Origin of the sequence: Campylobacter showae (assembly GCF_004803815.1) — a bacterium.
Taxonomy (GTDB): Bacteria; Campylobacterota; Campylobacteria; order Campylobacterales; family Campylobacteraceae; genus Campylobacter_A; species Campylobacter_A showae.
Genome location: NZ_CP012544.1, coordinates 2,046,553 through 2,068,211 on the forward strand (window position 1 = coordinate 2,046,553; position 21,659 = coordinate 2,068,211).

The 21,659-nt window shown below is 47.8% G+C and carries 22 protein-coding genes; 15 read left to right on the forward strand and 7 right to left on the reverse strand.

All coding sequences use genetic code 11. From position 1 onward, the window contains the following. The first annotated feature begins 137 nt into the window (after positions 1-137). The 8 genes from CSHOW_RS10055 (at position 138) to CSHOW_RS10090 (ending at position 5,926) form a co-directional block, all read left to right on the forward strand. Complete coding sequence (locus CSHOW_RS10055; protein ID WP_039895492.1) at positions 138-1,310, forward strand: MalY/PatB family protein; 1,173 nt, start codon at positions 138-140, stop codon at positions 1,308-1,310. A gap of 214 nt (positions 1,311-1,524) precedes the next feature. After that, complete coding sequence (gene moaC / locus CSHOW_RS10060) at positions 1,525-1,998, forward strand: cyclic pyranopterin monophosphate synthase MoaC (RefSeq protein ID WP_039895493.1); 474 nt, start codon at positions 1,525-1,527, stop codon at positions 1,996-1,998. After that, the gene (locus tag CSHOW_RS10065; RefSeq protein ID WP_039895496.1) at positions 1,973-2,236 is read left to right on the forward strand and encodes an HP0495 family protein; all 264 of its coding nucleotides are present in this window, start codon (positions 1,973-1,975) and stop codon (positions 2,234-2,236) included. Before moaC ends, CSHOW_RS10065 begins: the two co-directional genes overlap by 26 nt. Before the next feature lie 8 nt (positions 2,237-2,244). Beyond that, positions 2,245-3,525 carry a hypothetical protein gene (locus CSHOW_RS10070; RefSeq protein ID WP_004321617.1) on the forward strand — a complete coding sequence of 427 codons (1,281 nt, stop codon included), beginning with the start codon at positions 2,245-2,247 and terminating at the stop codon, positions 3,523-3,525. A gap of 147 nt (positions 3,526-3,672) precedes the next feature. Next, positions 3,673-4,614 (forward strand): DUF4299 family protein, encoded by a 942-nt coding sequence (locus tag CSHOW_RS10075; RefSeq protein ID WP_004321619.1) that lies wholly within the window; start codon positions 3,673-3,675, stop codon positions 4,612-4,614. Next, complete coding sequence (locus tag CSHOW_RS10080) at positions 4,587-4,802, forward strand: hypothetical protein (protein WP_039895498.1); 216 nt, start codon at positions 4,587-4,589, stop codon at positions 4,800-4,802. Before CSHOW_RS10075 ends, CSHOW_RS10080 begins: the two co-directional genes overlap by 28 nt. Positions 4,803-4,986: 184 nt before the next feature. Further along, positions 4,987-5,256 (forward strand): hypothetical protein, encoded by a 270-nt coding sequence (locus tag CSHOW_RS10085; protein WP_004321623.1) that lies wholly within the window; start codon positions 4,987-4,989, stop codon positions 5,254-5,256. A 1-nt stretch (position 5,257) separates the two neighbouring features. Further along, positions 5,258-5,926: a tetratricopeptide repeat protein gene (locus tag CSHOW_RS10090; RefSeq protein WP_004321624.1), complete on the forward strand. Its 669-nt coding sequence runs from the start codon at positions 5,258-5,260 to the stop codon at positions 5,924-5,926. A gap of 214 nt (positions 5,927-6,140) precedes the next feature. Here CSHOW_RS10090 and CSHOW_RS10095 read toward each other — a convergent pair whose 3' ends face one another. After that, the gene (locus CSHOW_RS10095; protein WP_004321626.1) at positions 6,141-6,932 is read right to left on the reverse strand and encodes a hypothetical protein; all 792 of its coding nucleotides are present in this window, start codon (positions 6,930-6,932) and stop codon (positions 6,141-6,143) included. Between the two features lie 104 nt (positions 6,933-7,036). Then, positions 7,037-7,903 carry a DUF3137 domain-containing protein gene (locus CSHOW_RS10100; protein WP_004321628.1) on the reverse strand — a complete coding sequence of 289 codons (867 nt, stop codon included), beginning with the start codon at positions 7,901-7,903 and terminating at the stop codon, positions 7,037-7,039. Positions 7,904-7,973: 70 nt separating this feature from the next. Between CSHOW_RS10100 and CSHOW_RS10105 the strand changes: the two genes are divergently transcribed. After that, complete coding sequence (locus tag CSHOW_RS10105; protein WP_004321629.1) at positions 7,974-8,153, forward strand: hypothetical protein; 180 nt, start codon at positions 7,974-7,976, stop codon at positions 8,151-8,153. On the opposite strand, the gene CSHOW_RS10110 is transcribed toward CSHOW_RS10105, so the two are convergent. The 5 genes from CSHOW_RS10110 to typA form a co-directional block, all read right to left on the reverse strand. Next, entirely contained in the window at positions 8,150-8,704 is a 555-nt protein-coding gene (locus CSHOW_RS10110) for a LemA family protein (RefSeq protein WP_004321630.1), read from the reverse strand. The genes CSHOW_RS10105 and CSHOW_RS10110 overlap by 4 nt on opposite strands. 931 nt (positions 8,705-9,635) lie before the next feature. After that, entirely contained in the window at positions 9,636-12,146 is a 2,511-nt protein-coding gene (locus tag CSHOW_RS10115) for a TonB-dependent receptor plug domain-containing protein (protein ID WP_004321638.1), read from the reverse strand. A 350-nt stretch (positions 12,147-12,496) separates the two neighbouring features. Further along, positions 12,497-12,763 (reverse strand): heavy-metal-associated domain-containing protein, encoded by a 267-nt coding sequence (locus tag CSHOW_RS10120; protein WP_004321640.1) that lies wholly within the window; start codon positions 12,761-12,763, stop codon positions 12,497-12,499. Continuing rightward, positions 12,760-13,020: a heavy-metal-associated domain-containing protein gene (locus tag CSHOW_RS10125; RefSeq protein ID WP_004321642.1), complete on the reverse strand. Its 261-nt coding sequence runs from the start codon at positions 13,018-13,020 to the stop codon at positions 12,760-12,762. Before CSHOW_RS10125 ends, CSHOW_RS10120 begins: the two co-directional genes overlap by 4 nt. A 234-nt stretch (positions 13,021-13,254) precedes the next feature. Continuing rightward, a complete protein-coding gene (gene typA / locus CSHOW_RS10130; RefSeq protein ID WP_004321644.1) occupies positions 13,255-15,063 on the reverse strand; it encodes a translational GTPase TypA in 1,809 nt (602 codons plus the stop codon). 118 nt (positions 15,064-15,181) lie between these two features. Between typA and fliK the strand changes: the two genes are divergently transcribed. The 6 genes from fliK to CSHOW_RS10160 all read left to right on the forward strand — a co-directional run bounded on the left by fliK (position 15,182) and on the right by CSHOW_RS10160 (position 21,575). Continuing rightward, on the forward strand, positions 15,182-16,630 hold the full coding sequence (fliK, locus tag CSHOW_RS10135) for a flagellar hook-length control protein FliK (RefSeq protein ID WP_004321645.1): 1,449 nt from the start codon (positions 15,182-15,184) through the stop codon (positions 16,628-16,630). A gap of 47 nt (positions 16,631-16,677) precedes the next feature. Then, positions 16,678-17,382, forward strand: a complete 705-nt coding sequence (locus CSHOW_RS10140; protein ID WP_004321647.1) for a flagellar basal body rod modification protein — start codon at positions 16,678-16,680, stop codon at positions 17,380-17,382. Positions 17,383-17,386: 4 nt separating this feature from the next. Next, on the forward strand, positions 17,387-19,018 hold the full coding sequence (locus tag CSHOW_RS10145; protein ID WP_004321649.1) for a flagellar hook-basal body complex protein: 1,632 nt from the start codon (positions 17,387-17,389) through the stop codon (positions 19,016-19,018). Between the two features lie 148 nt (positions 19,019-19,166). Further along, positions 19,167-20,189, forward strand: coding sequence for a ribonucleotide-diphosphate reductase subunit beta (locus tag CSHOW_RS10150; protein ID WP_002950951.1), 1,023 nt, complete (start codon positions 19,167-19,169; stop codon positions 20,187-20,189). Continuing rightward, a complete protein-coding gene (locus tag CSHOW_RS10155; RefSeq protein WP_004321653.1) occupies positions 20,176-20,946 on the forward strand; it encodes a carbon-nitrogen hydrolase family protein in 771 nt (256 codons plus the stop codon). Before CSHOW_RS10150 ends, CSHOW_RS10155 begins: the two co-directional genes overlap by 14 nt. After that, positions 20,943-21,575, forward strand: a complete 633-nt coding sequence (locus CSHOW_RS10160; RefSeq protein ID WP_004321654.1) for a protein-L-isoaspartate(D-aspartate) O-methyltransferase — start codon at positions 20,943-20,945, stop codon at positions 21,573-21,575. The genes CSHOW_RS10155 and CSHOW_RS10160 overlap by 4 nt, the downstream gene beginning before the upstream one ends. Positions 21,576-21,659: the final 84 nt, after the last annotated feature.

Sequence of the window (21,659 nt, forward strand, 5' to 3'; positions counted from 1 at the left end):
TTAAATTTAGTAAATTTTAGACGTAATTATAAAAAATCTCGCATTAAAAATCGGTTTTGCGCAAAAATGCGGCGAAATTTCAAATTTTACCCGTCAAATTCGCTAAAATATCCGCAAAAATCACGCAAGGAGAGCAAATGAAATACGATTTTGACGCGCCTGTAGAGCGAGGCGGGACGTATTCGTCAAAATGGAAAACAATCGGCGACGAGCTACCGATGTGGGTGGCGGATATGGATTTTAAGGTCGCGCCAGAAATTTTAGAAGCGCTGCAAAAGCGTCTAGACAACGGAGTTTTTGGCTACTCATACGTGCCGCGGGAGTGGAGCGAGGCCATTTGCTCATGGTGGAGCAGACGACACGACGTCAAATTTGACCCAAATTGGCTGATTTTTTGCACGGGCGTGATACCGATCATTAGCTCTGCGGTGCGCAAATTTACGAGCGTGGGCGATAAAATCGTGATCCAAAGCCCCGTCTATCACGTCTTTTACCGCAGTATCGAAAACAACGGCAGGGTCGCGCTCACAAACGAGCTAGCCTACGACGGGCGCGGCTATGATATTGATTTTAAGGACCTCGAAGAAAAGCTCGCTGATCCGCTAACGACGATGTTTATCCTTTGCAACCCGCACAATCCCGTCGGCAAAATTTGGAGCGCCCAGAAGCTAGCCAAAATCGGCGAACTATGCGCTAAACACGGCGTTTTGGTGATATCTGACGAGATACACTGCGACATCACGAGCCCCGGCAAAAGCTACGTGCCCTTTATCCGCGCGAGCGAAACTTGCAAAAACATCTCGATCACCTGCGTTTCGCCGACTAAAGCCTTTAACATCGCAGGCCTGCAAAGCTCCGCCGCCGTGGTGCCAAACCCAAAACTGCGCGCCAAAATGGCAAAAGCCATCAACGACGACGAGGTCGGCGAGGGCAATGCGTTTTCTTGTATCGCGGCGATCGCGGCGTTTGAGCGGGGAGAAGCGTGGCTCGAGCAGATGCGCGAATACATAGAGCAAAACCGCAAAATCGTAAGCGAGTTTTTGCAAAACGAACTGCCGCAGATTAGGCTTGTAGAGCAGGACGCCACGTATCTGCTCTGGCTTGACTGCCGCGAAATTTGCGACGACGCGAGCGATTTTCATAAGTTTTTACGCCAAAAAGCGGGGCTTTGGCTAAACGACGGCAACGCGTATAGAGGTGCCGAGAAGTGCTTCCTGCGCCTTAACATCGCCACGCAAAGATCGCGCGTGCTGGAGGGGCTAAAACGCCTAAAATCAGGCGCTCTAGCCTACGTAAAAAGCAGGGAATAATATATTTACGAAAAATTGGGATAAAATTTAGACCTTTTTGGTATGATTTGCGCGTCCGACAAGAAAACCTCCTTTTTGTAACGGCGCCTCGGCTCCCCCTGCCGAGGCGTTTTTGTCTTATTCATTAAGCTTTTTTAGTTATAATCCTTCTCATAAATTTACCCTGCCTAACTCAAATTTAAGCAAATTTAGCGTTTCAGGCGAAAGGACGAAAATGCTAACTCACATAGACGAAAACAACCGCCCAAAAATGGTCGACGTAAGCGACAAGGGCGCAACTACGCGCATAGCCGTAGCAAGCGGCATCATAAAAATGTCGCGCGAAGCCTTTGACGCGATCAAAAACAACACCGGCAAAAAGGGCCCGGTTTTGCAAACCGCCGTCATAGGCGCGATAATGGGTGCGAAAAAGACGAGCGAACTCATCCCGATGTGCCACCCGCTGCTAATTAGCAGCATAAACTGCGACATCGAGGAGCTAACCGAAATCTGTGCCTACAAGCTAACCGTTAGCGTCAAGATAGACGGCAAAACGGGCGTAGAGATGGAGGCGCTAACAGGCGTTAGCGTCGGGCTACTAACGATTTACGATATGATAAAAGCGATAGATAAAACCATGCAGATAACAGATATCACGCTAGAAAGCAAGAGCGGAGGCAAAAGTGGCGACTATGTGCGATCTAAATAAAGAACCTGAAATCTCATACCCAAATTTTTGGGAATACAAAATCATCGTGCTTGATAGTGAAAACGCCGAAGCTATCGCGCAGGGCGTCGTAGGCGAGAGGCAACACAAGATAACGCCGTCAAAATCGAGCAAAGAGAGCAAATACAAAAGCTACAATCTAAGCGTTTTGGTTAATTCTAACGAGGAGCGATTAGAGATATTTTCCGCGCTAAGACGCGTTTGCAAATACGTACTATAAGGACTTTCATGCAAAATTTAGTCTTCATCCAAACCATAAAAGAGAACAAAAACGACCCGCAAATTTCCGTTTTGATCAGAGAATTTGCGCTAAGCGAGTTTAGAAAAAGTGTCAAAGGCGCAAAAAACGGCGACGCAAACGCGGCTCTAGCTAAAGAATTTGAGCAAATTTGCGAAGCGCTAAAAGGCGAGGATCTGCTAAACCGTCAAAACGTCGCCAACCTCATCCAAAGCGCCGGTGACGCGCTCAGCGAGGCAAAAGAGCAGTATATCCACCGCCTAATCTACGAAAAAGAGCAGATCGAGCGGCAAATTTACGCGCAAAAAGACGAGATCAAAAACGACGTTCGCGCGCTGCTTGAAAATATGGAAAATTTCATAAAAAATAGCGACCTGGCGGATAAAGAGGAAATTTTAACCGCGATAGACGAAAAAATGCTCTGCGAGCTACAAATGCTGGGCATCCTAAAAGAAACCACCGAGGCGGCGTTTCTAACCGCGATCGAAAAGGGCGACGACGTGAAAGATACGGTGGAGCAAATCGCCAAAAACGTCGTACTTAGCGCGATAAACGAGGGCGAAGAGAGCAAAGAGCGCATCCTGGAAATCGCAAGGACAGTCTGCGAGGCGGCGAGCGAGATAGCCGACGTCGATCAGGCCTTTGCCAAGGAGCTAATCAGCGGCACGATCGGGGGCGTGAAAGAGGCGCTTAGCAAAAGGACGGAGAAGTTTATCGAGGAGATCAAATTTGTCCCGGACGGCCAGACGCTGCTAGGCGAAGCCAAAGAATTCATAAGGCTCGAGGAGAGGTTCGTAGCGATGCTGCGCGATATGGCGCGCTCAGAGGAGCCATCTGCTGCCGTGATAAACGAAATCCTAGACGAGTCCATAGATAGCTACTTCGCCAAATTTAAGCGCCTGCAAAACGACGTTTCGCGCCAGATCGAGCTTCAGCTAGAGGAGTTAAAATTTAACGAAAATATCGATAAATTCGCTAGCCTTGCGGGAGCCAAATTTGAGGAGCTAAAGCGCGAAGTCGGTCAAGCCGGCGATAAACTTAAAGAAAATTTTAACGCCAAAGAACGCATAGAAGCGCTCAAAAAAGAGATCAGCGACTTTGAAAAACGAACCGAGGAGAAGCTAACCGAGATAAGTGCTGGCGAGATCGGCGAAAATCTCAAAGCAAAAACAAAAGAACTAGGCGAAAAGCTCTACAAAGCCGCCGAAAATCTCATAAAAACCGCCAAAGAAAAGATCGGCAAAAAAGAGGATGAGAAAAAAGACGAGTGAGCTAAGCTCGGGCGCATTTAGTTAAATTTGCGCCCGGATTTTACTTACCTGCTACAAACGGCGGCAAATTTAACGCGATAAATTTGCGCTCAAATTTGACTCCGCCAAAACGCCGCGAAAGTCAAATTTAACTCCAAAGGATCAAAAATGAGCATCACGTTTTTCGTTAAAAATAAAAAGAAGTTTCTAGTCGGTCTTGCGCCCGTGATGAGCGTGGAGGAGGCGCTGCGGTTGGTGCCGAATTTATCGCAGTTTAACGCCGACGAGGACGACGAGGAGTTTGACGCCGAGGGCTTTTACGGCGCAAAGCTTGACGAGTTTGACTGCCTAGTTGCCGGCACGAACGGGCTTAGCGGACGCGGCTTTGAGATCGGATACGAGGACGGCGCCTACAACGTCCGCATCGGCACGCCCAGCACCCGCACGGACTGGAAAATCGCTCTAGAGTACCTAAAAAACCTAGCCATAAAAATGGACGGCGAAATCGTGAGCGAGGACGGGGAGAAATTTAGCGCGCAAAATATCGAAAGCTTTAACTATGAGCCCGATATACGCGCGGGGCTAGAGGCGATAGAGCAAAATTTGCAAAAAGAGGCGCAAATCAGCACTATTTACGGCATAAGAAACGAAGTGTCCTTTGATAAAAAGATCATAGCTCGCATACTAGGCGCGGAGGATCCCGCGGGCGAATTTGGCAAATTCGTAACCGATATCCAAAATTTGGATGCATATTTTGCAAATCAGATGTTTTACCGCAGGAACGATAGCGGCGAGATCATCGGGCAGTACGTCCTGTCGCAAGACGTCGTTACCGTGCTGCCGTATGAACCTAGCGTGGAGTATAAAAATTTGCAAATGCTGGGCGATGAGAAAGTCGCGCGGTGGTCGGTCGCGATATTTGGCGGAGATGGCAACGACGACGAAAAATACGAGATCCTAGCGACGCTGAAATATGAAAGTTTCATCCAAAATTTGCCGAGAGATAAATACAAATTTATCGATGCTAAAAATATCGTAGTAAGCGCGTTTAGCAAGGCAGAATTTGACGAGCTAATCGCAAAATGCGGCCAAGATGGGCTAGCGGACTAAGCGGCTTGCTTGGCAATAAATCGTTGCCGCCGTGCGGTAAATTTAACGGCATAGTTAAATTTATGGCCGAAATTTGCCCGCCTTTTTGCTCCGAAACGAAGCCAAATTTGACGCAAGATAGATCAAATTTGGCGTCAAATTTAAAACTCCGCAAGGCTGTAAATTTAACCGCAAACCCAAAATATTGACTTGCGCCGTACCTTTGGATAAAATCGGGCGCAAAAATCAAAAGAGATCAAAAATGCGAAAATTTTCCTGCCGCTTTTATGCGCTTTCCTGCTAGGCGGATGCACTACGTACGGCGTCGGCCCCTCTAATATATTTCTAGAAAACAAAGAGCTAACTCAGCTAAAAGGCCGCCATATCCTAGATATGGAAAAATACTCCGGCGGCTGGTCGCATATCGAGATAGGTGTGCTTTCGAACAAATTTTATATGCAGCACGAACCGCGCGAAGTGCTATCGGTAGAAAGATCGTGCAACTTCTGGGGCTGCAGCGTAACGGGTGTGAACTACAGCACCTACGGCTTTGTTTACTTTACTACCGACAAAGACGGCTATATCACGGACTACACCGAGGACGGCGACGCGATAAGGAGCGTCAAGCATAAATTTAAAGACCTGCTAGTACTGGAGAACTAAGATGAAAAAGACGGTAATAACACTATGCGCGTTTGCGATCACTGCGGCGTTTGGGCTCTCTAACGAGGATTACGATAAATTTATAGTGCTAGATGATAGCGGAAAATACAAAGAAGCGTTGGCATTTATCAAGCCAAAGGCCGATAGCGGCGATGCTAGAGCCGTCACGCTCGTAGGCTACCTATACGAGGTGAGGATGTCTAACATCGGCGAAGGCGTAAAGTGGTACAAAAAAGCCATGGGACTAAATGATTCGCTCGCTCACTCGAATATGGCGCGGATCTATTACCGCATGACGGACTATAAACTAGCCGCGCAGACCCTTGAAAAGGCAAGCAAACTAGGCGACACGGGCGCGGACGCAACGCTAGGAAATATGTATCTAAACGGAATACACTTTAAAAAAGACTATAAAAAAGCGCTCGTCTACATCCAAATAGGAAATATGTATCTAAACGGAATACACTTTAAAAAAGACTATAAAAAAGCGCTCGTCTACATCCAAAAAGGCGTTGCCGATGACGATCCTCAGGCTCTAACCGATCTAGCTATATGCTACGAGAACAGCTACGGCGTCGCAAGGGATATGGATAAAGCCATAGAGTTCTACAAACGCGGAGCGGCGCAAGGTAACGAATACGCCAAAAGAGCGCTAGAGAGGTTGCAGTAGCCAGTGCATGGCTACCTGAGTTTTGACGATACCGACTTTATCCGTCTGGTAGCGGCGACTCGGGCGGCGACAGCTTGGGCCACCTCCCAAACCCGCTCGGTTTAAAATTTAGTTTTCGGTAAACCGCCAGATATCGGCCGGTTTACCCGTTTAGCTTTCGCCTTGCGAAATAACTCAAATTTGGGCAAATTTAAAACCCAAGCCCAAGTCAAATTTAATAAATAAAAAGCCCCGCGTCCTTTGCTTCGCCGACCTTGTCTGTTTTCACCCAAGCCGCGATATAGATGAAAAACGAAGCCACGAGTAAAAAGAAGCCAAATACCGCCAAAACGCCGCTCGCCCACAACAGCTCTCCCGCAAAAAACGTGCAAACGTAGACGCGAAAAAGCCCGTTTCTAGTTAGTCTTGCTAGCTCGAAAAAGACCTTCCCCCACACGAACGCGACGTAGCCAAGCAGCAGTAGCGCGATGATGGCGACAAGCTTAGCGAGCGGATGAGCCGCGTCCGCCATATAGGACGCCAGCGTCGCCGTGACGTGAGCGACGAACATCACGATCATCGCCTTGCCGTAGTTTACGTGCAGATCCTCGCTTTGAGCGAGCCCGGCGACTCCGCCTAGCGCCGCGTAGGTTAGCAGTGCGGCTGATATGACGGCGAGATTGTCCGCGATCTGTAGTGCTAGTCCCGCGTAACTCGCGATAAAATACGCGTAGATCTTGATCACGGCCGGCACGATACCGGATGCTATGCCTAGCGTCCTAGCTCGGTCAAACGCCGCGCTCTCTTTTAGTGCAGCCTTCGTCTCCTCGCTTCTGACGTCTTTCGTCGCGCGCTTTTCGCCCTCGTCTGCGATCACAAACACATCTCTCGCAAACGCCCCGTCAGGTCGAAACGCCGCTCGCTCGCCGCCGCTAGGTCGCCCCGAGCGCACGTCCTCGAAGCTAAATTTATAGTATTTGCCGTCATCGCCGATTATCGTCGTTTCGTTTATCGCTACGCCCTTCACCAACTCTCCTTTTTGCGTTTTTGCCGCCCTGTTTCAGATTAACCCGCTCGTTTGCATTTTTGAGGTACGGGTTATGCCGCCCGTCAAATTTGACGCCGCGCTCCCTAGTCCAGCCAAATTTTACGGTTTAGCCGCAGCTCCTCGACGATACGCAAAAAGCCGCCGATCTCGTCTTTGTAAAATCTATTCGCCCCTTTGCCAACGAGCGGACGGCGCAGATCAGGCTCGAAGTTATCGCGCCCCGTACGGATCGCCATGCAGATTTTATCGCCTATTAGCACGATGTTTATCGGGCGATGAAATCTCGTTTTTAGTAGCTTTAGATTTTCCATCAGGCTAGGCGTGAGCGCATATCTAGCCTCGATCTGATCGGTCGTATAGACGCGAAATAGCCGCTCAAACTCCGCGTCGTCCATCCTCGCGCGCTTGCCGCCGTAGTCCTTAAAATCATCCGTCCCGCTACAAATTTGCGTAACACCCTTTAGCCGTTTAGGAAAATCCGCGACAAATAAAATCCCCGCAAAAAGTACTCTATGCGTCTTGTTTCCGTGTAGATCCTCTTTGATACTTATCGCCTCTACGTCGCTAAATTTAACCCGCATGCCCTCTATCTGTCCGAAAATCAGGTCGTTGCCCGAGTATTTGTCGATGTCGAAATCATAAATCATATAAAGATAATCGCTCTCTACGTAGTCGCCCGGATAATACGTGAGACCGCAGTCCTCCACGATGCTCCTCACGACCTTTCGCTTAAATTTAAACGTAAAGCTATCGGTAAAAATACTCTCGAAAAAATAGTACATCGCAGTCCCGCAGACCACAAACGCGACCGCGCTAAGGGCGGCGTTTTGCGCGGCTAGATATAGCAGCCAAGCCGCCGCGGCGGCGACAAAGACGCAGGTGAGCTTTAGCCTAAAAAGCGAGCGCAAAACCTTTTGTCGCTCAAGCTCTAGCAAGACCAGATCGTCCATTTATGCTCCTGTTTTTAATCTAACGCCGTTTTTATAAATTTGGCTATTTTACGGGCTTTCGTCTTTAAATTTGCGTTTTAAACCGCTTAAATTTAAGCTCTTTTCTGTGGGCGGCGACGCTCAAATTTGGATCAAATTTGCCGCTTTTACCTTCAAATTTGACGAACCGACAAAGCCCGCCTGCATTTTCAAGAGTGCGGTTAAGCGTTCAAATTTAACGTCAAATTTGATGAAGCGAGTTCAAATTTAGCGATTAAAAAGCTCGTGCACGTCGTGCGGATCGTCTTGACCTTTCGGCACCTCGAAAAACGCCGCCTTATTAAACCTCGCCCAGCTAGCGACGAGATTTGAAGGAAACATCTCCACGGCGTTGTTATAGTCGGTCACTGCGGCGTTGTAGGCGCGTCGCGCGGCGGAGATCTGTTCCTCGATCTCGTTTAGCGTCTTTTGCAGGTGCATGACGTTTTCGTTGGCTTTGAGCTCGGGGTAGTTCTCGACGACGACGTTGAGCTTTGAGATGAGGTTTGACAGCTCGCCGTTGAGTGCAAATCTCTGCTCGTCGCCTGCTGCCTTTTGGATACCGCTTCTAAGCGCGGAGATGTTTTCTAGCAGCTCGCGCTCGTGCGTGATGTATTGCTTGACGGTGGCGACGAGGTTTGGGATGAGGTCAAAGCGCCTTTTTAGCTGCGTATCGACGCCCGATCTGATGTTTGAGACTTGGTTGCGCTTGCCCACTAGCGAGTTGTAGACCGAGATGACGATGAGTGCGAGAACGGCGATGATACCTAGGACGATGTACATTTTTGCTCCTTTGATTTAACTTTTATTTTGATTATATCAAAAAACCGCTGAAGCCGGAAAATTATACTCGTTTTTAACGCGCTAGATGCTAGGTCGCTCGGGATTTGCTACCAAAATGCTAAATTTCGCTTGTCTTTGCAAAAGCCGCTTTGCGAGCAAATCTCGGACACAAGGGCTAGTTACCGCAAAATAAAGACGCGCGGCCGATTTTACGCTTAAATTTAGGCTTAAAAACGCAAAATACGCTTTTAGCTTTACGTTACGGGCGGTTAAGCCCATTTTTAAACAAAAATAAAAGATATGCGTAGGCAAAACGGCTCGGCGCAAGCCCTTGCCGTGCGGCGGCAATCGGCGAATAAAATCTAGCCTATAAATTTCGCCTGTACGGGCGGCACGGCCTTTTGCCGCGATAAATTCGTATCTTTTGAGGGCGATTTTACGCGACCTAACGGCTAAATCATCGCAAATTTAGCGCCGTTTAAGCAGCGATAAAAAATAGCGTTTTTAAGCACGCCAAAAAAGCGCGAAACATATTTTCTCGCAGCTTCAGAGTTTTAAGCCGCAAGAGCAAAACTGACTTTAAACGGCAAATCGCCGAGCCGCCAAATCCACCCCGCGCGTTTTGCGTTTAGGCAAGGAAATTACCGCTCGCACTCTATGCAAAATTTAGCTATTTTGCCGGCTGCAAGTAGGCAAATTTACGCTTACTAGTAAGCCTAGAGAGCAAAAGCGCGGATTTGCGCCGCGCACAAACGGCAAATTTGCGACTTTGCGCCGTAAGGCAAAAACCAAAACTAGCCAAAAGGCGCAAATTTAAGGCGCGCATAAAAACTAAACCAAAGCGCTTTAGCCTTTTAAAGCTCGCAAAGTTTGCCGCAAACCCGCTTTTACCGCGTCTTGTGCGATAAATTGCGGGATAAATCCTAGCAAATCACCACTTCATACCCGCTTCCAGCCAAAAGTTGCGGCCAAGGCCGTACTCGTAGTAGCTACCTTCGTTTGAGGCGATAAATTTTTTGTTTAAAAGATTATTTATGTCAAGATTTATAAACGCTCGAAAATCGCCGGCCAGCCGCCTTTCGTAACCTATACGCATATCCCACGTCGCGTATGCGGGTAGCTTTTGGCGCTCGTAGACGTACATCCCGCGCGCCCTATTCCAGCCGCCTAGTAGCGCGTCCGTTTTGCTCGTATAGTTTATGAAATTTGAAACGCTAAAGCCGCTAAATTTAGCCGAGTGGCGAAATTTGGCGGTAAAAGGCACATGGTAATCAACGACAGGTAGTTCGCTTTTTTTGATGATTTTACCGTTATACGAGACGTCGTCATTCATCTCGTCGTCTTCGTAATCCATAAAGCTCCTGCTTTGCTTAGTAAAGCTTAGCGAGCCTTCAAAATCGTTTTTTACGCCCCAAATTTCGATCGGAGCGATGTTTGCCGCGCTTAAGGTTACGATGTCGCGCTTGCTTTGCCCCTCGTTGGTAAATATAGAATATCCGTTTCCGTAGCCTGCTAGCGGCTCTCTTACGTATTTCATCGCTACTTCGTCGCGGCCTTGGCGTCTTACGTATTTGAGATTTAGCCTCGCGTTGCCGACGTCGCCGCGATAATACGCGCTAAATTCGTCGTCGTAAGGCGTCTTTAGCCCTCTGATCGGGTAACGGTCGCTATCGTAATCGCCGCACACGTAGGGTGCGCCGTATGAACCTCTAGTGCAAGTTTTACTCATTTTATAGATGCCGTTATACATCTTGTACGCGAAAAAATTTCGTCCGTAGTAGCGGTTTAACCCGAGTCCTACAAAATTTTTATCCGCGAATTCATACTCGGCTAGCAACCTCGGGGCCAAATTTACGTCGTTATTATCGCCGTTTCGCTCGATGCGAAGTCCGGGGCGAAATTTAAACGCGCCAAACCTCATCTCGTCTTCGAGATAAAGGGCGAGATTGGTTTGCGTAGCCTTGGTTTTTACGGCGTAGTAGTAGATTTTTTTCGATAGATATTGACCGACCGCGCCCTGGGATGCGAAGCTATCGTCTATGACGCAAGTTTTATCCCCCGGCTCGCACGCGCCCGTTAGCGACTTTGGGATGCTGTTGTGAACGTAGGTTTTGGGTATCTCGTAACCGCCGATTTGCCTAGTTAGCTCAAAGCCCGATTTTATCAGATGCACCGCGCTAAAAGCGTCAAATTCTTTCATGCTCGCATCAAATTTATACGAGAGAGTATTCTGCTTTTGGGTAAAGTCGTTATACCCGCCGATGCCCGCACTCCCGCTCGTACTCCAGTTTTTGACGTTTGAGGATTTGTAGGTATAATACTCGGTATCATGCTCATAGTCGCGGCTGTTTTGCGAGGCGGAGTAGCTAAGCGTCTGCTCTAAAAATACCCCCTCAAGATCGGCCTGCGCCTCGAGAGTCGCGACGTAACCGCCGTATTTTAGCGTGAGCTGAGAGTCTAGGTAGCGCTTGGCGGAGGTGTAGTTATCTAGCCTAGAGTACAAAAAGCTCGGCTTTAGCGTAAATTTATCGCTCACGCCCCAAACGCCTTTTACGAAAAGATTATCATTAGTCTGCCTGTCGTTTGGAAACGAGTATAAATTTTGATTTATCTGCTTTTTGTTGTAGTGGTTTTCTATGACGGAGCGGTGCCTCGAGTAGTTTAGCAAAAGGCCGAAATTCTGCGTCAAATACCCCTCGGCGCCGACTCTATACCTGCGCTTTTTAAAGTCGCTCATATCGGCTAGATCGCCGTCGTCGTATCTTTGCTCGGCGGAGGCGTCTTTATAAATTTTGCTCCAATCCCCGCCCGTATAAGAGTAGCTAAGCACGCCGTGAAAGCCGCTTTTAGGGTCTCTGGTTTTAGCGTTTACGGCACCTCCTTGAAAGCCGCCGTACCTAGCCGAGACCGCGCTATCTAGCACCTCGACGCTACCTAACAGATCCGTATCTACGCTCATAGCCTGCGAGCCTATCGTGCTGTCGCTCCAGATGTTGTTGTGGTTATTCCACGTGCGTTTTTTAGGGTCTAGGTCGTTATTTATGCTTGCGCCGTCTAGGGTAAAGTTGTTTTGATAGTAGCTCGCGCCGTTTATGCTGATATCTTGCGGAGCCAGCTCGCCCGCACGCACGCTTTTGGCGTTTTTTGCGCTAAAGGCGGCGTTTGGATTGCCTTTTAAAAGATCGGTTATGCCGTGATTTTTAGACGTTATCAGATCCATATCCGCGCGCGTTAGTTTTCCGGGCTCTTTCGTAGCGTTGGCGTCGGCGCTGACCTCGACTTTATCTAGCACGACCTCCGCAGCGTTTAGCGTACTTAAATTTAACGCCTTTAAAGCGGTTAAATTTAAAGAGTCTTGATTAGCGTCGCGACTCGCTGCCCAATGCGAAAGCGGCAAATTTAACGCCGCGGCCGCTACCAAAAGGCTAGCCGTTTTTTTCATAATTATCCTTAGTTAAATTTATTTGTCGGTTTTGGGCGTTTGCGTCAAAACCGCGTATTTTAGGCGGCGATAAATTTTACTCGCCTTACGTTTTAGCTTTGAACGGTTGCTAAATTCGGCTAAATTTACGCCGCAAAGTTTGTAAAAAGGTGGCTATTTGCGATTCACCTCCGCAGCGATTTGGCTTTGTTTTTTAAACACGCGTTTAAACCGCAAATTTAAATAAAAACGCCGCCGAAATTTATTCGCCGCTTAAAAAAGCTACGCCAAGCAGGTTTGCTAAGCTCTAAAGCCGCTTTTGCTAAAAATCTAAAAACCGCGCTAAGAGCTAAATTTATCCAGCGCGGGCGTTATTTTTCAGACTTTAAAACCGCCTGATAGCCTTGTTTTTTGAGCGCTTCTACGACCGTATTTTCGGCAAAGTCGTCCTCGACGACGATGTCGGCCGTTTTAGCTTCCAAATTTACATCAAATTTCTTTACGCCCTTAAGCTTATTTAACGTCTGCGTGATGACCTCGTAGCAGCTCACGCAGGCCATATTGGGGATCTCGTAAACCAAAGTCTTGTCCGCAAATGCCGCCGTGCAAAGCACCAGCGCTAGAGCTAGCTTTTTCATTCTTTGATACCGACTTTGTATTTTTTGGCTTGGATCGCGTGCACGATGTCCATCACGTTTACGCCGCTATCTGCTGTGATATTTACGTCTTTGCTTTTTAGGTCAAAGCTCACTGCGGTGACGCCCTTGACGCCTTTTGCGGCATCTTCGATTTTCTTGGCGCAACCGCCGCAGTTCATATTCGGTACGTTTAGTTCGTAGGTTTGCTGCGCAAAAACGCTGCCGCAAATCGCCGCTAAAAGTAAAATTTTCTTCATCATCGCTCCTTGAAAATAATATTTGATATGAAATTGTATCACTATATTTCTTATATATTTATTATTTTCTATTTATATTAAAATGTAATATAATTTACTTTTTTCTTATATTTAAAACTAAAATTTGACATCGAATTTGAGCAGATTTAAAGCGGGAGTAAAAATATTGCGGGGAAATTAAGAGGGGAATTTAGCCCACAAAAAGCGTAAATTTGCAGGCTAAATTTATAAAATTTATTCTTTGGTTTTTGCCATTCTACGGCGCATAGTAGGATCTAGATAGCGTTTACGTACGCGTATGTTTGTCGGCGTGACTTCGACTAGCTCATCCTCCTCGATCCACTCCAAAGCGCGTTCTAGGCTTAGCTTTCTAGGCGGTACGAGCTTGATAGCGTCGTCGGAGCCGCTAGCGCGTACGTTGGTTAGGTTTTTGCCCTTGATCGGGTTTACGTCTAGGTCGTTTGGACGACTGTGCTCGCCGATGATCATACCCACGTAGGTCTTGGTCTGTGGATCGACAAAAAGTATGCCGCGATCTTGTAGGTTCCAGAGGCTATATGCTAGCGTTACGCCGTTTTCCATCGACACTAAAGCGCCGTTGCTGCGGTGCTCGACGCTACCGATGAGCGGACGGAACTCAAGGAAGCTGTGGTTCATGATGCCCTCGCCCTTCGTATCGGTCAAAAACTGGCTTCTAAAGCCGATGAGTCCGCGCGCAGGGATCTCAAACTCGATCCTGGTCTGTCCGTCGCCGGTCGGGTTCATCGAGACCATCTCGGCCTTTCTACGTCCTAGTTTTTCGATCACGGTACCGCTAAACTCGTCCGGCACGTCGCATACTAGTAGCTCAAACGGCTCGCAGCGCACGCCCTCGATCTCCTTAACGATAACCTCAGGACGTCCGAGACAAAACTCAAAGCCCTCGCGGCGCATATTTTCAGCCAAAATCGTTATCTGTAGCTCGCCGCGGCCGCTAACCTTAAATTTACCCTCGCCGATGTTTTCGTAGCGCATCGCGATATTGGTTTTCATCTCGCCCGATAAGCGCTCGTCGATCTTGTTTGAGGTTACGTGCTTACCCTCGGTGCCTGCTAGCGGACTGTCGTTTACGCTAAATACGACGCTAAGCGTAGGCTCCTCGATTTTTAGCGGATCAAGCGGCATAGGGGAGTTTGGATCTACGACGCTATCGCCGACGTCCAGCGCCTCAAAGCCCGCTATCGCTACGATATCGCCCACCTGCGCCTCGTCAATGTCGCGGCGCTCAAGACCCAAAAAGCCGATGAGTTTTGAAATTCTGCCCGTAGTTTTCGTGCCGTCGGCTTTAGCGAGCATCACGTTTTGGTTTTTGGAAATTTTACCATTGAATATACGTGCGATACCGATTTTACCGACGTAATTGTCGTAATCAAGCGTGAAAACCTGAAGCTGCAAAGGATTGTTTATATCGCCGCTAGGAGCTGGAACGTGAGACAGGATCGTCTCGAAAAGCGGCTGCATATTTACGTTTTCGTCGGCCAAATTTAGCTTCGCGTAGCCGTTTCTAGCTGCTGCATAAACGACCGGGAACTCTAGCTGCTCGTCGTTTGCCTCAAGCGCTACGAAAAGGTCGAAAATCTCGTTTATCACGCGATCGGGATCGGCTGCGGGTTTGTCGATTTTATTTACGACGACGATCGGACGAAGACCGAGCGAGAGCGCCTTTTTCACGACGAATTTAGTCTGCGGCATTACGCCTTCTTGTGCGTCTACGAGTAGCAAAACGCCATCGACCATCTTTAGTACGCGCTCCACCTCACCGCCAAAATCGGCGTGGCCCGGGGTGTCGATGATGTTGATCTTAGTGTCTTTGTAGCGGATTGCTGTGTTTTTTGATAGGATCGTGATGCCGCGCTCGCGCTCGATGTCGTTGCTGTCCATCACGCGTTCGCCGACGGCTTGGTGCTCGTTAAAGGTACCCGATTGTTTCAAAAGCTCGTCAACCATCGTAGTTTTGCCGTGATCGACGTGAGCGATGACGGCGATGTTTCGTATCTTTTCCAAAGTTTTTCTCCGTTATTAAAATAGGGCTGATTTTAGCCAAATTTTCCTTATAAAAATAATAAAGCTACTTTGGAACGTTTCTTGCATGGTTTATAGAAGTTAATTTCAAAGGGTTTTTATGCAGACTACTCAAAACGATATTTTGTCCTTTGACGCGAGCATCAAAGGCGGCGTGAAAAAGCAGAGCAAAAGCTCGCAAAAAGGCGGTAGAGAAGACGGCGCATTTCTCTCTATGGTGCTAGACGCGGCCGCTAAAAAGGGCGAAAATTTAAGCGAAAAAGATCTAAAAGAGATAGCAAAAGCCGTAAATTTATCCGCTCAAACAGCTCAAAATCAGCAAACCAAAGCGCCCATCCAAAGCACAGACGTAAAAGAAATTTTAGGCGAGGAAGCGGCGGAAAATTTATTTGAAAACGCGACTTTTATGCAGCTTTTGCAAATTTTGGAGATGCTTAGCGGCGGCGAGAAAATCAGCAAATTTCCAAATTTCGAAAACCGCTTAGCCAAAGCGCTCTCAAGCGAAACGACGCTAAACGAGCTAAGGGGAGCCAAAAATCTAAACGAGCTAATAGAGATCGCAAATAAGCTAAATTTGGGTCTAGAAAATATCGAAGTGACGCAAGCCCAGGCTGACGAACTGGGCGAGAAATTTCCAAATTTGGCGAAAAAAGATTTCTTTGAACCCGTAACTCCTAAGAAAAATTTTGCATTTAGCGAACTAAAAAACAAGGTCGAAGAGACGATAAGCGCAAGCGAGCCGGAGCCCAAAGATACGCTAAATAAACTACTCGCCGCCGTACAAGAAGAGCAAAACAAAGCCCAGCCCAAAGACGCCAATGCAAAAGCGCAAGACGCACAAAATTTGGCTCAAAACTCCAAAATCATAAAAGAAGCGGTAAAAAACGATGGCGAAAAAGAGACAAATTTAAAAGACGAGAAACCAAACCTCAAAGCCGAAGGCGATCTAAATTTAACCGCCGCAAAAAGCGAAAAATCTGTGCTCGACCAAGACTCTAAAAAGATAAATTTACAAAATTTACTATTTCCGGAGCGCGAGAGCGCCGAGGAACAAGTTTTGACCGAGACCCAAAGCGATAACAGCGAAAACAGCGAGCTAAACGCGATGGTAAAAGACGTTATATCAAACGCTAAAGCGCAAAGCAGAAATTTCCAGGCCGTGCGCGAGACGTTTGACAACTTTAGCTCAAATTTGAAAGAGCAAGTCGCAGCATATAAATCGCCGTTTATGCGCTTTAACATCACGCTAAATCCGCTAAATTTGGGCGAAGTCGAGATCACGATGGTAAATCGCGGCAACAATCTGCACATAAATTTTAACTCAAACACGCAGACGATGAACCTCTTTTTACAAAATCAGGCCGAGTTTAAAAACAGCCTCGTAAATATGGGCTTTACCGAGCTTGAGATGAACTTTAGCGATCAAAATCAGCCCAAAAAAGAGCAAGGACAAAAGAGCTACAAAGGCTCCAAATTTGGCTCCGACGACGCCGAGCAAAGCGAAGCGTCCGCGCCTAGTTTAGAGCTCGTAGTTCCGCGCTACGTGTAAATTTGGAATCAAATTTGCTTGAGATATAAAAATTTAAAGGATAAAAGATGTCAAACGGACTAGAAACCAATAACTTTACGGTAAACAACCAAGCCGCTAAAAAATCAGCGGACGCCCTACAAAAGGCCGCAGGCACCAATCCAAACGCCCAGCTAGACAAGGACGCTTTTATGAAACTTCTTTTGACCGAGCTTCAGTATCAAGACCCGACAAGTCCTATGGACACGGAAAAAATGCTAACCCAAACTAGCCAGCTAGCCTCGCTTGAGATGCAAGAAAATACGAATAAAATGATGCAAAAGCTAGCCGACCAGCTAAAAAATAGCACAAATATGTACGCCGTCGGAGTGCTCGGCAAGATGGCTAAAATCGGCGACAGCGGCATAGTAAAAGAAGAAGGCGCAGGCGTCAAATTTGCAGGATTTTTAGAAAGCGCGGCAAAAGGCGGCACGATAAACATAAGAGACAATACCGGCAAACTTGTAAGAACACTGGAGTTTGGCGAAGCAAAAGCGGGAGCAAATACCTTTGAGTGGGACGGCAAGGATAGCGCAGGCAACGACGCAAAAGCAGGCACCTACTCGGTAGAGATAAACTACGTCGATCAAGCAGGCAAAGCCAAAAGCGGCGGCGTAGGCAACTATCTCGTAGAGGGCGTCAAATTTATCGACGGCGTCGCACAGGTAAAGGTCGGCGGACAATACGTCAGCATCGACAAAGTCAAAGAATTTACCGAGCCGTCAAAAGGATAAATCCATGGTAAGAAGCCTATATAACGGCGTTAGCGGAGTCAGAACACAGGGGTTTAGCATGGATGTTTGGGCGAACAACATCGCCAACATAAACAACGTCGGCTTTACCGCTTCGATACCCGAATTTAAGAGCATTTTTTATCAAACATCCTTTGCCGCGGGCAATAATCCGACGCAGGACCAAGTAGGCCTGGGTGCGACAGGCATGACGACGGCGCTTAGCTTTTACAAGCAGGGCCCATTTATGAAAACCGATAACGTCCTAGATATGGCGATCGGCGGCAAGGGGTTTTTCGGAGTAACGAACGGCTCTGGCACATACTATACGCGCGCCGGAAGCTTTGGTGTAGATAAAGAAAGATATCTCGTAACAAATCAAGGCAACTACGTCCTAGGCACGCAAAATACGCTAACGCAGGTGACTCCAAGCCAGGGCGCGATAGAGGCTTTCGGTAGAGTAAACGGACGAGCCGCAGTCACGCAGGCCTACACTCTGGGCGCCGATACTACAGACCTTGATGTCGGCGACATCGGCTCTCAGGGCAAGATCCGCCTGCCTGAGTTTTTGTATCTACCAACCAAACCGACTTCAAAGGTGACTTTTAAAGGAAATCTCGACTCATCTTTTAAAACCGAGCCAACCACTTTGCCAGTCGATAACGCTACATATAATAGCAGCATAGATAACCCCTCTAGAACCATAAATTTACGCGGGCGAGTCACGGCTGACGATACGATAACCCGCCCTAGAAAAGGCGATATGGTTACCGTAACGGTAACCGACGCAAACGGTAAAACGGCTGAATTTAGCGCTCCAATCGACGAAAACGGCAACTGGAGTATAAGTCAAAAATTTGAAAGGGATTTTGACCTAACGACCGCTCCAAATTTGACTGCAAAAATAAACACTACTAAAGAAGCGGCAAATCAAGAAAAATTCGTAACCGAGCTTTTAAATGCAGACGGCACGAAAAATAAACTCGAGCTAACGCTAACAAAACGCGTACCTCAGAGCGCTAACGGTACGGTTTGGGATGCGGCGGCGACCGTAAAAGACGCAAGCGGCGCAGTAGTCTCAAATACTAACGGCGAGCTAAATTTCGATCACGAAGGTAGACTTGTTAACTCTACTTTAAGCGCTCTAGATAATAACGGCTCGCAAGTCGAGCTAGACTTCGGCACTCCTGTGGCTGCGGGTCAAATTTACTCAGGCGTCACTAGCACGTCTCAAGCCAAAAGTATCTCGATCGCGCAAGACGGCGTACGAGAGGGTATTTTAAAGGATTATTACACCAACGATTCGGGAAATATTTTGGCGCAGTTTACAAACGGTCAAGTCCGCTCCGTCGGCAAAGTCGCTCTCTATCACTTCCAAAACGAGCAAGGCCTTGCAAAAATGGGCGATAATATCTATTCGCAAAGCGCGAATTCTGGCGCGGCATTTTTCTATAAAGATGCAGGCGGCAAAAGCATCTACGGCGCCAAACTAGCTAGCAGCATGCTCGAGCAGTCAAACGTCGATCTAGCCCAGGCTCTAACCGAGGTCATCGTCACGCAAAAAGCCTACGACGCTAACGCCAAGAGCATAACGACTAGCAACGAAATGCTCCAGCGCGCAATCGAGCTAAAGCGCTAAATTTAACCCGCAAATTTGATGCGGGTTTTTAAATTTAGCTGTAACCGTAAAGCCAAATTTAACGCGATAAAATAGTCTACTTCAAGATATATAAATAATTTTTTAGCTAAAATCAGCCCCAAAAATTTACAGAATAAAGAAAAAAATTATGAACCGAAAAAGAATCTACAATCCAAGCTCAAATGAAAATTTGACCGATCGCCGCGTATTTAACGGCAATCCGCACGGCATCTTAAATTTCACCAAAGCAAAATACCAGTGGGCGCTCAAGCTCTGGGACCTGATGGAGGCTAACACGTGGTTTCCAAAAGAGGTCGACACAACCGACGACGTACGCGACTACGCCTACAACCTCACGCAGGCCGAAAAACGCATGTACGATCTGGTTTGGAGCCAGCTCATCTCGATGGATAGCTTCCAAACTAACAACCTAGCCGACAACATCAACCCATACATCACCGCGCCCGAGATCAACGCCTGCCTAGCGCGCCAAGCCTACGAGGAGGCCAACCACTCCAAGTCCTACGCCGTCATGGTCGAGGCCATCTGCGACAACACCGACCTGATCTACGAGATGGAGAAGCACGACGAAGTGCTGCGTGAGAAAAACGACTACATCTCAAGCGTCTACGAGGAGCTTGCAGGCGAAGTCACAGACGAAAAGCTACTACTAGCCATGGTGGCAAATCAAATTTTAGAGGGCATTTACTTTTACAGCGGCTTTACGGCGATTTATGCTCTGGCACGTGCTGGCAAGATGCTAGGCAGCGCGCAGATGATTCGCTTTATCCAGCGCGACGAGATCACGCATTTGCTACTTTTCCAAAATATGATAAACAGCGTTCGCACCGAGCGCCCGGATCTTTTCACGCCTGAAACCGAGGCAAAAATTTACGATATGTTCGAGCGTGCGGGCGAGCTTGAGATCAAATGGGGCAAATACATCACGCAAAACCAGATCATGGGCTTTACCGACGACATCATCGAGCAATACATCCGCTACCTCATCGATCAGCGCCTAGTCGCGATCGGCCTAAAACGCCGCTACAACGTCCCTCATCCGATCAAATGGGTCGATGATTTTGCTAAATTTAACGACCAAAAGTCAAATTTCTTTGAGGCAAAAGTGACCAACTATAGCAAAGGAAGCATCAGTTTTGACGACTTTTAGTCCAAATTTATGCCCTATCGTCCTAACTGCACCAACCTGCCAGCAAAGACAGGACGAACTACTAGAAAAAATCGCCGCCGCACCCAGAAACTCGGTCATCTTAGCCAGCGAGCTATGTGTGAGCGGGTATGATTTCGATGGATTTTTTAGCGGCGCAAACCGCGCTATGCTGGGCGGTTCGATCGGCAGTTTCGACGCCATACTTTTTGAAGCGCTACAAGAAGCGCTAAGTCCCGATAAATTCCTCGGTCTCACTCATCTAACGAGCCTAAACCGCGCTAAAGGTCTAGCACAAATTTCAATCACGCAGGCGCAAAAAAACGAAATTTACAACGAATTTATCCTGCTAAACAGCCAAAACGTCTTTTACACGCAAAATAAATCAAAACTTTTTTGCCCAAATTTAGAGCATGAAATTTTCGCCTCAGGCGACGAGTCGGCGATAAAGCCTTTTGATTTTAAAGGGTTAAAAATCGGCGTTCTCATTTGCTTTGAGCTTAGATTTGCCCATCTTTGGCAGCAGCTAAAGGGCTGCGATATCATCCTCGCGCCCGCAATGTGGGGCAAGGCGCGCGAGGACGCATATCTTACGCTTTGCAAGGCCTTAGCGCTTGCTAACAGCTGCTACGTCGTGGCCGCAAGCTCGCTTGATTTAGAGTTTTCGGGCGTATTTTTGCCGAGCGGCGAATTTGCGAAAGAGGCTAAATTTGACTCAAATTTGATCCTTGAAACCAAACGAAATTTGGGGCTTTTATGACCGCTCTAGAAAAATCAAAATGCGCAAACATGGCCGATGAGATCGGCGATATACTCACTCTGACGCCCTCGCTTTACAAGGCACTTTGCGACACTCCGCGCGAGATCTTTGCACCCGTCACTCGCCACGCGTACAGCCTAGACGCCCAGCCCATCGGCGGCAACCAATGGATCAGCTCGCCTCTAACGGTAGCCAAAATGACGCTGGCGCTTGAGGCCGAAGACATCGACAACGCCCTAGAGATCGGCTGCGGTAGCGGCTATCAGGCAGCTATTTTGTCGCATTTGGCGCACAGGGTTTTTAGCGTCGAGCGCATCGAAAAGCTCGCAAGCGAAGCCAAAAAACGCTTTGAGGTGCTTAAAATCCACAACGTCCACGTGCGTTTTGACGACGGAAACGTCGGCTGGAAGAGCTATGCGCCATACGACAGGATCTTGCTCTCGGCGGCGGCGCAGCAGGTACCGCAGATGCTTTTTAATCAGCTAAAAAACGGCGGCATTTTAGTAGCTCCTATCAAAAAAGACGGCAAACAGTTTATCGTCAAATTTACAAAGGACGCTCGCGGCGAGATAACGCAAAAAGCGCTTGACGAGTGCTTATTCGTACCGCTTTTGGGCGGGATAGAGTAGCGCGAGCCGTCAAATTTGACACCGCTATTTTTACAAACTCCGCTTTTAAATTTAACTACGCAAACTCGTTTATCATGCAAATTT